Origin of the sequence: Mesorhizobium sp. M0983 (genome assembly GCF_040318975.1) — a bacterium.
Lineage (GTDB): Bacteria > Pseudomonadota > Alphaproteobacteria > Rhizobiales > Rhizobiaceae > Mesorhizobium.
In genome coordinates, this window is the sequence record NZ_JAMYNH010000012.1 from 83,371 (window position 1) to 95,389 (window position 12,019).

At 62.7% G+C, this 12,019-nt stretch carries 11 protein-coding genes; 5 read left to right on the forward strand and 6 right to left on the reverse strand.

From position 1 onward, the window contains the following. Window positions 1–2 precede the first annotated feature (2 nt). Entirely contained in the window at window positions 3–1,172 is a 1,170-nt protein-coding gene (locus NKH71_RS21535) for a GGDEF domain-containing protein (RefSeq protein WP_023720133.1), read from the reverse strand. 273 nt (window positions 1,173–1,445) lie between these two features. Between NKH71_RS21535 and parE the strand changes: the two genes are divergently transcribed. Further along, complete coding sequence (gene parE / locus NKH71_RS21540; RefSeq protein WP_352895321.1) at window positions 1,446–3,494, forward strand: DNA topoisomerase IV subunit B; 2,049 nt, start codon at window positions 1,446–1,448, stop codon at window positions 3,492–3,494. Window positions 3,495–3,670: 176 nt separating this feature from the next. Here parE and NKH71_RS21545 read toward each other — a convergent pair whose 3' ends face one another. After that, on the reverse strand, window positions 3,671–4,792 hold the full coding sequence (locus NKH71_RS21545) for a DUF2336 domain-containing protein (RefSeq protein WP_352895322.1): 1,122 nt from the start codon (window positions 4,790–4,792) through the stop codon (window positions 3,671–3,673). Between the two features lie 152 nt (window positions 4,793–4,944). Here NKH71_RS21545 and NKH71_RS21550 point away from each other — a divergent pair, with 152 nt between their 5' ends. Both NKH71_RS21550 and NKH71_RS21555 read left to right on the forward strand, forming a co-directional pair. Continuing rightward, the gene (locus tag NKH71_RS21550; protein WP_352482171.1) at window positions 4,945–5,394 is read left to right on the forward strand and encodes a MaoC family dehydratase; all 450 of its coding nucleotides are present in this window, start codon (window positions 4,945–4,947) and stop codon (window positions 5,392–5,394) included. A 3-nt stretch (window positions 5,395–5,397) separates the two neighbouring features. Continuing rightward, on the forward strand, window positions 5,398–6,279 hold the full coding sequence (locus tag NKH71_RS21555; RefSeq protein WP_352855410.1) for an HpcH/HpaI aldolase/citrate lyase family protein: 882 nt from the start codon (window positions 5,398–5,400) through the stop codon (window positions 6,277–6,279). A 21-nt stretch (window positions 6,280–6,300) separates the two neighbouring features. Here NKH71_RS21555 and NKH71_RS21560 read toward each other — a convergent pair whose 3' ends face one another. Then, window positions 6,301–6,885, reverse strand: a complete 585-nt coding sequence (locus NKH71_RS21560; protein ID WP_352495372.1) for a nitroreductase family protein — start codon at window positions 6,883–6,885, stop codon at window positions 6,301–6,303. Between NKH71_RS21560 and NKH71_RS21565 the strand changes: the two genes are divergently transcribed. Together NKH71_RS21565 and NKH71_RS21570 are read left to right on the forward strand one after the other, a co-directional pair. Beyond that, complete coding sequence (locus NKH71_RS21565; protein ID WP_352495373.1) at window positions 6,869–7,051, forward strand: hypothetical protein; 183 nt, start codon at window positions 6,869–6,871, stop codon at window positions 7,049–7,051. The two genes, NKH71_RS21560 and NKH71_RS21565, sit on opposite strands and share 17 nt — an antisense overlap. Next, complete coding sequence (locus tag NKH71_RS21570) at window positions 7,044–8,009, forward strand: RgsD C-terminal domain-containing protein (RefSeq protein WP_023720140.1); 966 nt, start codon at window positions 7,044–7,046, stop codon at window positions 8,007–8,009. The genes NKH71_RS21565 and NKH71_RS21570 overlap by 8 nt, the downstream gene beginning before the upstream one ends. A 12-nt stretch (window positions 8,010–8,021) precedes the next feature. Here the strand turns inward: NKH71_RS21570 and NKH71_RS21575 are convergent, their stop codons facing one another. From NKH71_RS21575 to blaOXA, 3 genes are all read right to left on the reverse strand, one after another. Further along, window positions 8,022–8,960, reverse strand: coding sequence for a lysophospholipid acyltransferase family protein (locus NKH71_RS21575; protein ID WP_352895323.1), 939 nt, complete (start codon window positions 8,958–8,960; stop codon window positions 8,022–8,024). 84 nt (window positions 8,961–9,044) lie between these two features. After that, entirely contained in the window at window positions 9,045–11,018 is a 1,974-nt protein-coding gene (thrS, locus tag NKH71_RS21580) for a threonine--tRNA ligase (protein ID WP_023720142.1), read from the reverse strand. A gap of 168 nt (window positions 11,019–11,186) precedes the next feature. Beyond that, entirely contained in the window at window positions 11,187–12,002 is an 816-nt protein-coding gene (gene blaOXA / locus NKH71_RS21585; RefSeq protein ID WP_352895324.1) for a class D beta-lactamase, read from the reverse strand. Window positions 12,003–12,019 lie beyond the last annotated feature (17 nt).

A 12,019-nucleotide genomic window follows, 5' to 3' on the forward strand; every position in this document is an offset into this window, starting at 1 on the left:
AATCAGGCAGAACGCAAGGCCGGCCCGTCGGCCTTGCTCGCCCTGTCCCGGGCGATGACGCGATTTCGCCCGGCGCGCTTTGCCGCATAGAGCGCGGCGTCGGCTTCGGCCAGCACATCATCGAGACCGGTGCCGCTCGTCCCACCAAAGCCGATGCCGCCGCTGACTGTGCTTCGCAACGGACCAAGCTGGGTGGCCACGACTTCCGTACCGAAGGCGACGCTGATCTTGCTCGCAATGTCATAGGCTTTTTCTTCCGTCATCCGCGACATGACGAGCACGAATTCCTCGCCGCCCAGCCGGAAGGCGTCGACGCCGGTTCTGGCGTATTTCCTAATGACGGCGGCAAAGCGGCGCAGGACCTGGTCGCCGACCGGATGACCGAATACGTCGTTCGTCCTTTTGAAATGGTCGAGGTCGAACATGGCGACGGACATAAACGGACCGAAGACCCGCTCGCCGTAGAGTGCCGTTAACGCCCGCCGGTTCATCAGCCCGGTCAATGGATCGGTCATCGTCTCGGCCTTCAATTCGATCTGCGCCTGCAAATGGTGCAGGGAGAGCGTTAATGCGCCAAGCCCGGTCATGCAGGCGACGGCTACGACGGAATTCACCCGCTCGGCCCAATTGTCCGGTGCTACGCCGAGCACCCACTGGCCCTTGACCAGCAGGACCGCGCCGCAAAGTCCGAACGACAGCGCACAGACGCCGCTCAGGAACGATACGACCAGCAATATCCGGCGATCATGACCACCCTCAATCCAGAACATCGCCCCGATAAGCGAGAGTAGCGCCGTTACCGTCGCATAGGTGACAATGAAGCCGACACCATCAAACCCGAGATACGTCGCGCCCGCGCAAACAGCCATCGCAGCCAAGGTCGGCAAGATGGCGCGCCTATAGTCGCGCATGCTGAGATATTGCATGGCCGACAGGCAGATAATCAGGAAGCCGAGGCTGAGAAGAGCAAGCACGATCTGGCAAAGCCAGGGGCTTGGATCTCTTGTGTAATGCCAAAACAAGACCACATGTGCGACGAGCACAAGAATGCCGCACGCCACCGTCAGCACAAAGCGTGCCTGTGGCGCGGTGAACCAGATCGCAAACATGGTGATGCTGAGGCACGTGCCCGACAGCGCCGCTGCGAGCAGGAGCGAACTGTAATCCAACATGCTTAAGCGACAGCCTCTTGAGGGTTTCGCTGCATCCTAGGTCAGCGACAGTCCGCGGATATCGTTTTTCAGCCAACCTTGCGGCGTAACCTTCGGACAAGGTTTACAAAGCGTCGATGCTCCAAGCTTCGACCCCATTTCCGCCGCTTGGTTGTCGAATGGTTTTGCAGTAAGAGGCTCTATCCTCGAACGTAACAGGAACCTCCGTCGCCTGCCCGCAAAAAGCGTGGCAGTATCGGGTGGTGATTCGCAGCATCGGAATCCAGGACCGGCATGGAAGACAATAACGATCTTTTCGGCAATTTGGGCAAGCAGCCGCAACCGGCTCGCGCCGCGCGCCCGGCCGACCCGCTGGTGCAGGCGGCGAAGCGGCCGGCGCCCCGCGATGCCAGCGAGAGCTATAGTGCCGCCGATATCGAGGTGCTGGAGGGGCTGGAGCCGGTGCGCCGCCGCCCGGGCATGTACATTGGCGGCACCGACGACAAGGCGATGCACCATCTGTTCGCCGAGGTCATCGACAATTCGATGGACGAGGCGGTCGCCGGCCATGCTACCTTCATCGATGTCGAGCTTTCCGCCGACGGATACCTGTCTATAACCGACAACGGCCGCGGCATTCCGGTCGATCCGCACCCGAAATTCAAGAAGCCGGCGCTCGAACTCATCATGACCACGCTGCATTCAGGCGGCAAGTTCGACAGCAAGGTCTACGAGACCTCGGGAGGCCTGCACGGTGTCGGCGTTTCCGTGGTCAACGCGCTGTCCGACCATCTCGAGGTCGAGGTTGCGATTGGGCGCAAGCTCTATCGCCAGCGCTTCTCGCGAGGCGTTCCGGTGACCGGCCTGGAGCAGCTCGGCGAGGTGCACAACCGGCGCGGCACGAAGATCCGCTTCCATCCAGACGAGCAGATTTTCGGCAAGGGTGCTGCGTTCGAGCCGGCGCGGCTCTACCGCATGGCGCGGTCAAAAGCCTATCTGTTCGGCGGTGTCGAAATCCGCTGGACCTGCGATCCCTCGCTGATCAAGGAAAAGGACACGACGCCGGCCAAGGCAGAATTCCATTTTCCGGGCGGCCTCAAGGACTATCTGAAAGCCTCGCTCGGCGACGAATTCCAGGTGACCCGTGAAATGTTCGCCGGCAAGAGTGAGAAGCAGGGCGGTCACGGCTCGCTCGAATGGGCGGTGACCTGGTTCGGCGGCGACGGTTTTATAAATTCCTATTGCAACACCATTCCGACAGCTGAAGGCGGCACGCACGAGGCCGGCTTCCGCAACGTTCTGACGCGCGGCTTGCGCGCTTATGCCGATCTGGTCGGCAACAAGCGCGCTTCGATCGTCACATCCGAGGATGTGATGATCTCGGCGGCGGGCATGCTGTCGGTGTTCATCCGCGAACCGGAATTCGTCGGCCAGACCAAGGACAGGCTGGCGACGATCGAGGCGATCCGCATCGTCGAAAGCGCCATCCGCGACCCGTTCGACCATTGGCTGGCCGACAATCCGCAGGAAGCTTCGAAACTGCTCGAATGGGTGATCGCGCGTGCCGACGAGCGGGTGCGCCGCCGCCAGGAAAAGGAAGTGTCGCGCAAGAGCGCCGTGCGCAAGCTGCGCCTGCCCGGCAAGCTCGCCGATTGCACGCAGAATGCAGCGGCCGGCGCCGAGCTCTTCATCGTCGAGGGCGATTCGGCCGGCGGTTCGGCAAAGCAGGCGCGCGACCGCGCCAGTCAGGCGGTGCTGCCGCTCCGCGGCAAGATCCTCAACGTCGCCAGCGCCGGTAACGACAAGCTGGCCGGCAACCAGCAGATATCCGACCTGATCCAGGCCTTGGGCTGCGGCACGCGCTCGAGATACCGCGACGAGGACCTGCGTTACGACCGGGTCATTATCATGACCGATGCCGACGTCGACGGCGCCCATATCGCCTCGCTGCTGATCACCTTTTTCTACCAGGAGATGCCAAGCCTGGTCCGCGGCGGCCATCTCTATCTGGCGGTGCCGCCGCTTTATTCGATCCGGCAAGGCGGCAAGGTCGCCTATGCCCGCAACGATGCGCACAAGGACGAACTCCTGCGCACCGAATTCACCGGGCGCGGCAAGGTCGAAATCGGCCGCTTCAAGGGGCTGGGCGAAATGATGGCCGCCCAGCTCAAGGAAACCACCATGGACCCGAAGAAGCGCACGCTGCTCAGGGTGGACGTCATCGACGCCGAGGCGGCGACCAAGGATGCGGTCGACGCACTTATGGGCACCAAGCCCGAGGCCCGCTTCCGCTTCATCCAGGAACGCGCGGAATTCGCCGAGACGGAAGTGCTGGATATCTGAGCGTCTTCTGCTAGGCGAGCCGCGGACGGCGGCTGTCACTGTGCGCAAGACTTTTCCGGATTTTTCGCGAAGGATGAGGCCTGGAACGGTTCCGCGTTTCACGGAAACGCCGAACCGCTCAGTTTTTTATTTTGACGCAAGTCGGAAAACCGTTTCACACTTTTCCTGGAATTGCTTTAGGCAGCCGCGATCGCCAGCGCGTGCCCGCGTGCGTTCTCGCGCAGCGCGTCGAGATGGATCGATCTGACCAGCCCGGCGAGATCGCCTTCGGCGGACTGTCCGCCCAATTCCTTCAGCATCAGCCAACTGACTTCCTGGACGCCGGCGAGGCGTTTGCCATTGGCGACCTCACGCCAGACCTTCAGCGCGCGCAGGATGATGGCGTGGGTGGCAGCGGCAAGCCCGGCGCTGCGGAACAGTGCCTGCAACGCTATGTCATGCCCGCTGGCCAGCAGTGCCCTCACCCGTTGCTCGGGCTGCTGGCTGAGCGCGACCAGCGCCGAACCAAAGAAGTCGACCTTGCCGTGCGCGATGGTGCGGATGACGAAGCTTGCAGTCAGGTCGCCGCGCAGGCGCAGATGTTCGACAAGTGCGGTATGTTCCTCTGCCCGCGTGCCTTCGATCAGTGTCACCGAAGCCTTGACGCAAGCATCGCGCGTGATGCGCTCGGCCCTGGCGGCGCCCATCAGCGCCAGCACCAATGGCGACCCCTTGAGCATCTCCCCTAGCTTGACCAGCAGCATATGCCGGCAGTCGGCGGGCAGCCGGATGTCGGCGATCAGCGCCTCGCGCACCAGAGGCAGATGGCCGTGACGCTCGGCCATGCGGCGAAAGCTGACGGATGCGATGTCGGCGCCGCTATTGGCGAGCAGCGTGGTGCAGGCTTCCGGCTCACCGACCTCGGCGATCGCTGCCGCAACCGACATCGAGACGCGCGGCCGGTCGGCGATCACCTTCTGCGTCGCTTTCTGGCCGCCGGCAACCCGATCAATCAGGTCGGAATCGGTAAGCAGCGGCGAGCGCGCCAGTACCAAAGCGGCCACCTCGGGCTGGTCCGAAGCCAGCGCGCTGACGATCTGCGGCGGCGCATGATGGCTCATGGAAAGCGCGTCGGCGATCGCCAGCCGCACCTTCGACGATGCGTCATCGAGCAGCAACGTCAGCGCCGCCTCGGCAGCGCAGCGGTCCTCGAAAGGCAGGTCCGAGTCGATATAGGCGCGAGCCAGCGCGCTTGCCGCCGCAGCACGCTCCGACACCTTTGCCGTGTGGATCCATTTCAGGAAATGCGAAACGACCATGTCGCCTGCTTACGCCCTTTGCCAGAACGCTTCTGGCGCTTGTCGAGACCGTAGGCACAAATGGTTTACGAACGGTTCACCATGTTCGTTAACTGGCTTGCGAGCCCGGTATGCAACGCCTATCAACCCTTAAGCAGTGGAGGAGACAGACCATGGCCGGCCTTTACCTTGAGGAGTTCGTTGTCGGCCATGTGTTCAAGCACACGCTGCGCAAGACCGTGACCGAAAGCGACAACATGCTGTTTTCGGTGATGACGCTGAACCCGCAACCGCTGCACATCGATTTCGACTTCGCCGCCAAGAGCGAATGGGGCAAGCCCCTGGTCAATTCGCTGTTCACGCTTGGCCTGATGATCGGCATCTCGGTCAACGACATCACCGTCGGCACCACCATCGCTAATCTCGGCATGAAGGAGACGGTGTTTCCGCACCCCGTCTTCCATGGCGACACGATTCGCGTCGAGACCACGGTGGTTTCGGTGCGCGATTCCAGGTCGAAACAGGACCGCGGTATCGTCGAGTTCGAGCACCGCGCTTATAACCAGAACGACGTGCTGGTTGCCAGATGCACGAGGCAAGCCATGATGATGAAAAAGGCATAGCCGATGCGTTCCCTGCTCTTCGTTCCCGGCGATTCGGAAAAGAAGCTGGAGAAGGGCTTTGGCGCGGGCGCCGACATGGTCATCGTCGATCTCGAGGACTCGATTGCCTCGCAAAACAAGGGGCTGGCGCGCGACACAGCGGCGCGTTTCCTCGCCGGGCACAGGCACCGAACCAACTCCGCGATCTATGTGCGCGTCAATGACCTTTCGACCGGACTGACCGACGACGATCTGGCGGCGCTCGTGCCAGTGAAGCCCGACGGCATCATGCTGCCTAAGTCGAACAGCGGACTGGATGTCCAGCATCTCTCGGCCAAGCTCAGGGTGCACGAAGCTGAAAGCGGCCTGCCGGACGGCGCGATAAAGATCCTGCCGATCATCACAGAAACGGCCGCCGGCGTTCTGGCCGCCGTGACCTACGCCAAGGCAAGCGCGCGGCTTGTCGGCGTCACCTGGGGCGCGGAAGATCTGTCGGCGGCAATCGGCGCGCGCTCGACGCGCGACGCGAATGGCCGCTACACGGATGTATTCCGCTTCGCCCGCACCATGACCCTGCTTGCGGCGAATGCCGCGGAAGTCGCGGCGATCGACACCGTCTTTCCGGATTTTCGCGACATGGCCGGCTTCGAGGCCGAATGCGCCGAGGCCGAGAGCGACGGCTTCACCGGCAAGATGGCGATCCATCCGGCGCAGGTGCCGGTCATCAACGCCGCCTTCACGCCTTCGGCGCAAGCGGTGAAAAATTCGCTGGCGATCGTCGAGGCATTCAAGGCGGCGGGAAACCCCGGCGTCGTCGGCATCGACGGCAAGATGTACGACCGGCCGCATCTCAAGCTCGCCGAGCGGCTCCTGGCGCGAGCCAGGGCAGCGGGGCTTGACGCTTAGGGTCTGGTTCCGGGTCGAAAATTATCCCACCCACGGCCCCGAATAGTCGGCGTAGAGCTTTGCCGGATCGGGCCGTGGCCGCTCCGGCGCTGGCCCCTGATAGGAGCCGATATGGACAAAACCGACGACCCGCTCATGCGGCGCCAGACCGAGGATCGCCCTGCCCTCTGGCACGTCGGAATACCAGTTGCTGATCATGTTGGTACCGTAGCCCAGCGCATTGGCGGCAAGCAGCAGGTTCATCGCAGCCATGCCGCCGGACAAGAACATCTCCCATTGCGGGATCTTTGGATTTTCCCTGGGGATCGAGATCACGCCGATGACCAGAGGCGCCCGCGAAAAGCGTGCCAATTCCTGGTTGCGGCGGCCTTCCGGCAACGGCCCTTCGCGCTGTTCGGCAAGTGCTGCCAACTCCTTGCCGATCTCGACGCGAGCCTCGCCGCGATAGAGGATGAAACGCCAGGGCTCCAGCCGGCCATGATCCGGCACCCGCGAGGCGGCGGCGATCATGGTCGCGATCTCCGCATCGCCCGGTGCCGGCTCTTTCAAATCCGGGATCGGCGCGGAATTTCGGGTCAGCAGAAAATCGATGATCGGCGACGCCATGGGCGCAAGTCTCCTGGAATTTGAGCTGAAGCGCGCCATCGGGATATCGGGCGGCTCGGGGCATTGGCGCGACGCGCCGGACAAAGAGCCCTCTAGCAGGAAGCCGACCGGACTCTTAAGCCTTGAAATTGCCACCGCATTGGGCTTCAACGCAAGGCATGTTTGAGGGGACATTGCGTCTTTTCCTGATATGGCTCGCTGCCGCACTGTTGATGGTGCCGGTTTCGCTTGCCGCCGCCCAGAATGTAGACGGCCTCAGTGATCTGAAACTTCCCGGAATTTCGGGCTATGCGCCTCCGAAAAGCGAGACATCGCTGGCATTGGGCAGCAGCGGGGCGATCACGCTGTCGGCGCAATTGACCGACAAGGGTGCCGACATCACGCGCGGCATCGTCTGGCGCGTCTTCAAGCCCGAATCGGCCAGCGACGGCAAGCTGCCGATGGTCGCCTCCGCTCATGGCGGCACCGCCGTATTCCAGCTCGAGCCGGGTTCCTATCTGGTCCATGCCTCCTACGGGCGGGCCGGCGCCACCAAGCGCATCACCGTCGGCAAGGAAGCCAAGCGTGAGAGCCTCGTGCTCGATGCCGGCGGCCTCAAGCTTGATGCCGTGCTGTCGGGAGGGGTGCGCATACCGCCGAAGAAGCTGCGCTTCTCGATTTATGAGAGCCACGCCGCGGCCGATGGCGATCGCGCGCTGATCATACCCGATGTCGAGCCGAACAGCGTCGTGCGGCTCAATGCCGGCACCTACCACGTTGTTTCGACCTATGGCGCTGTGAACGCGGTCATCCGCTCCGACATCCGCGTCGAGGCCGGCAAGCTGACCGAAGCGACGGTCGAGCATCGTGCCGCCGAGATGACCATGAAGCTGGTGCGCGAGCCGGGCGGCGAGGCGATCGCCGACACCTCCTGGTCGCTGCTGAACGAGTCCGGCGACCCGATCAAGGAGACCGTCGGCGCCTTTGCCTCGATGGTGCTGGCCGAGGGCGACTACACCATCATCGCCAAAAACCGCGACCGCATCTACCAGAAGGATTTTACGGTGGTGGCCGGACACAATCAGGACATCGAAGTCCTGGCAACCGAAGCTTCGGCCATCGATTCCGAGGAAGGCGCCGACTAAGCCGCGCCCCCTCTAGGCTGCTTTGCGCATGCGTCGCGCCAGCAACGGCACGCGGCCAGTCGTCTCGGCCGGCGCCAGATCGAAGACGCCGCGCTGAAGGCGGTCGAGCAAGGCCTTGCGGTCTCGCAGCGGCTCCAGTTCGTCCCACCCCAGCACGTCGCCGACGCGCACGTCGATCGATTTGCCGGAGAGCCGCGCAAATTCACGGATGAGCAGCGATGTGCGCAGTGTCAGCGAGGCCTTGCCGACGAATTTCGCCACACGCCCGTCGCGTTCGGCCATGTTCATCGGTCCGCTGACCAGATGGAACAGCCGGCCGTTCTGGCCCGAAAAATGCAATGGGATGACCGACGCCTTTGCGTCCTGAACGAGACGGGCCGGAAACACCTTCCACGGCAGATCGCGTGCCCGGCCAAACCCCTTCGGCGCGGTGGCGACACCTCCCGCCGGAAAGACGACGATGGTGACGCCCTCCTTGAGCAGCCGCACCGCTTCATGGCGGACCGCCATGTTGTTCTTCAGCGCGTCCTTGGTCTCGGAAAAGTCGATCGGCAGCGAATAGGGCTCCATCTCGCGGATCTTGAGCAGATCCCTGTGGATCATGACGCGGAACGGTCGGCCGAGCTGCTCCGCCAGCGACAGCACGGCAACACCGTCGCCGATGCCGAACGGATGGTTGGCAACAATCACCAGCGGCGTGTCGGGCAGGTTTGCCGGCGGCCATTGACCGGCGGTCCGCACCCGGACGTCGATCAGCTCCAGCATGCGGCCGAACACGCGCTCGCCGTTCGGCACCACTTGCCGGCGCCAGAAATCATAGAGTGCGGCGAAGCGATCACGTCCCGACAGGCCTTCGACCGAGTGGATGAACCAGCGCGTCAGCGCCGGCTGATGCGGACCGGCATAGGAGAGCTCGGGAAACGGTCTTTCGCGCATCTTCAGCTTGAGCATGGGGCTCGCTACACAATTGGCGTGACAAGCATATGAAAATGGCGGTGGAGCGATCCACCGCCATTTCGTTGCTGATTGGCCGGCTCAGGCCGCGCGGCGCTTGCGGTCGGGTGTCACCGCCTCGTCGGAAAGCAGTTTCACGGCGGCCGCGAGGCCAAGCGATTCCTGGTCGCGCGACCCGAGACGGCGGACATTGACCGTTTCTTCCTCAGCCTCACGCTTGCCGCAAACGACGATGACCGGCACCTTGGCAAGGCTGTGCTCGCGGACCTTGTAGTTGATCTTCTCGTTGCGCAGGTCGGTTTCGGCGATCAGCCCGGCCGCCTTCAGCTGCGCAACGACTTTTCGCGCGTAATCGTCGGCATCGGAAGTGATCGTCGCCACCACCACCTGCAGCGGCGCGAACCAGAGCGGGAAATGGCCGGAATAATTCTCGATCAGGATGCCGAGAAAACGCTCCATCGAACCGCAGATGGCGCGATGCACCATCACCGGCTGCTTCTTTTCCGAATCGGAGCCGATGTAGAAGGCGCCGAACCGTTCCGGCAGGTTGAAGTCGACCTGCGTGGTGCCGCATTGCCAGTCGCGGCCGATGGCGTCCTTCAGCACATATTCGAACTTCGGCCCGTAGAACGTGCCCTCGCCCGGATTTACGCCCGTCTTGATCCGGTTGCCCGACCGCGCCGCGATCTTGTCGAGCACGTCCTGCAGCACGCCCTCGGCGTGATCCCACATCGCGTCGGTGCCGACCCGTTTTTCGGGGCGGGTCGCCAGCTTGACCGTGATTTCGTCGAAGCCGAAATCGGCATAGGTCGACAGGATCAGGTCGTTGATCTTGATGCACTCGTCGGCGAGCTGTTCCTCGGTGCAGAAGATGTGGGCATCGTCCTGGGTAAAGCCGCGCACCCGCATCAGCCCGTGCAGTGCGCCGGACGGCTCATAGCGATGCACATTGCCGAATTCCGCAAGTTTTACCGGCAGATCGCGGTAGGACTTCAGCCCGTGTTTGAAGATTTGGACGTGGCCGGGGCAGTTCATCGGCTTCAGCGCAAACACCCGGTCGTCGTCGGTGTCGTCGCCGGCGACCGTCACCTTGAACATGTTGTCCCGGTACCAGCCCCAGTGGCCTGAGGTCTCCCACAGGCTCTTGTCGAGCACCTGCGGCGCGTTGACCTCCTGGTAGCCCTGCTCGTCCAGGCGGCGGCGCATGTAATTGACCAGGTTCTGGAACATCCTCCAGCCCTTGGCGTGCCAGAACACGACCCCGGGGCCCTCCTCCTGGAAATGGAACAGGTCCATCTCACGGCCGAGCTTCCTGTGGTCGCGCTTCTCGGCTTCCTCCAGCATCGTCTGATAGGCTTCGAGCTGCGCCTGGTCGGCCCAGGCCGTGCCGTAGATGCGCGTCAGCATCGGGTTGTTGCTATCGCCGCGCCAATAGGCGCCGGCGACCTTCATCAGCTTGAAGGCGTTGCCGATCTGGCCGGTCGAGGCCATGTGCGGACCGCGGCAAAGGTCGAACCAGTCGCCCTGCGCATAGATCTTGAGATCCTGATCCTCGGCGATGGCGTCGATCAGCTCGAGCTTGTAGCGCTCGCCCTTGTCGGCAAAGATCCTTTTCGCCTTTTCACGCGACCACACCTCTTTGGTGAACGGCTTGTTGCGCGCAATGATCTCGCGCATCTTCTTCTCGATCACCGGGAAATCGTCGGGCGTGAACGGCTCGTTGCGGGCGAAGTCGTAGTAGAATCCGTTCTCGATCACCGGCCCGATGGTCACCTGCGTTCCCGGCCAAAGTTCCTGCACGGCTTCGGCCAGCACGTGCGCGGCATCATGGCGGATGAGCTCCAGCGCACGCGGATCCTCGCGGGTGATGATTTCGAGCTTGCCTGATTTGCCGATCGGGTCGGAAAGGTCGCGCAACGTGCCGTCGATGCTGTAGGCAACGGCCTTCTTGGCCAGCGACTTCGAGATCGATTCCGCCAGGCCGGCGCCGGTCATCGCCGCGTCGTAGTCGCGGACGGAGCCATCGGGAAATGTCAGGGAAACGGAATTCAGCATTAAATTCTCCTATCCAGTCCCGCAAACGAGCGCGGGTGGTAAAATGCACGCCGCCCAAAACTGCGTAGCGATTTTGGGGTTGCGACTTACATCAAGTAAGAGCCGGATGCGTCCGGCGGCGAGCGGTCTTTTATGGGCAGTTTTCGGCGCCGTAAAGCCGGATTTAGGTCACCCGAGGAGATTCGACAGCTCTTTCAGGAACATCGCCCGCGTCTTGAGCCCCTTCGGCGTGTCGGAACGTTTCGTATCGACTACGAGGCGGGCAAAGACGATCTTGCGAGCATCCTTCTGCGCCCAGCCAACAAACCAGCCAAGCGAGCGCTTGTCGGCATCGTCGCCAAGCCTGGTCGTCCCGGTCTTGCCCTGCACCGTCCAGCCGCCCGCCCGGAAGGTCGGGACAATCGCATTGGTCATCGCATGGGCCTTGTCCGAGACCGGCAGATTCCGCGCCAGCAGCTTGCGCAGGAAATCGACCTGCTCGACCGGCGATATCTCGAGCGAAGAATTCACCCAGGAATGGGTGAGGCCGTCATTCTTGCCGGAATTGCCGGAGACGTCGGTGTTGCCATAGTCCAATCTGGACACATAGCCGACAAACTGTTTGCTGCCGAGCCGGCGCGTGATCTCGCGTGAGAACCAAAGGACCGAATCCCTTTCCCAGATCGTCGGGTCGACGGTCTTGCGGTCCCGTTTCGGCGCGTTGAACTCCGCTTTGTACTCCCAATTCGGTGTATGCTCGTCGCCCAGGATTCCGGCGTCATAGCCGATCAGCGCCAGCGGAATCTTGAATGTCGAGGCGGGGCTGACGCGCTGATCGCAAACCCCTTGCCGGTACAGCGTCTCGCCGCTCGCGGCGTCGACGATCAGCGTGCATTCGACGTCCCCGAGCGGGGCCGATTGCGCACGGATCGGAAAGCCCAACAGCCACGCCAGGACATAGAGAACCACGGCGAAAACGAAGGGAAGACGATCTATCCGGCGCATTTGGCAATCTCTCCTGA

What these genes read in the sequence shown, in the direction of transcription:
- NKH71_RS21535 (WP_023720133.1), bottom strand. Translation starts at nt 1,172, where the DNA reads ATGTTGGATTACAGTTCGCTCCTGCTCGCAGCGGCGCTGTCGGGCACG.
- parE (WP_352895321.1), top strand. Translation starts at nt 1,446, where the DNA reads ATGGAAGACAATAACGATCTTTTCGGCAATTTGGGCAAGCAGCCGCAA.
- NKH71_RS21545 (WP_352895322.1), bottom strand. Translation starts at nt 4,792, where the DNA reads ATGGTCGTTTCGCATTTCCTGAAATGGATCCACACGGCAAAGGTGTCG.
- NKH71_RS21550 (WP_352482171.1), top strand. Translation starts at nt 4,945, where the DNA reads ATGGCCGGCCTTTACCTTGAGGAGTTCGTTGTCGGCCATGTGTTCAAG.
- NKH71_RS21555 (WP_352855410.1), top strand. Translation starts at nt 5,398, where the DNA reads ATGCGTTCCCTGCTCTTCGTTCCCGGCGATTCGGAAAAGAAGCTGGAG.
- NKH71_RS21565 (WP_352495373.1), top strand. Translation starts at nt 6,869, where the DNA reads ATGATCGGCGACGCCATGGGCGCAAGTCTCCTGGAATTTGAGCTGAAG.
- NKH71_RS21560 (WP_352495372.1), bottom strand. Translation starts at nt 6,885, where the DNA reads ATGGCGTCGCCGATCATCGATTTTCTGCTGACCCGAAATTCCGCGCCG.
- NKH71_RS21570 (WP_023720140.1), top strand. Translation starts at nt 7,044, where the DNA reads ATGTTTGAGGGGACATTGCGTCTTTTCCTGATATGGCTCGCTGCCGCA.
- NKH71_RS21575 (WP_352895323.1), bottom strand. Translation starts at nt 8,960, where the DNA reads ATGCTCAAGCTGAAGATGCGCGAAAGACCGTTTCCCGAGCTCTCCTAT.
- thrS (WP_023720142.1), bottom strand. Translation starts at nt 11,018, where the DNA reads ATGCTGAATTCCGTTTCCCTGACATTTCCCGATGGCTCCGTCCGCGAC.
- blaOXA (WP_352895324.1), bottom strand. Translation starts at nt 12,002, where the DNA reads ATGCGCCGGATAGATCGTCTTCCCTTCGTTTTCGCCGTGGTTCTCTAT.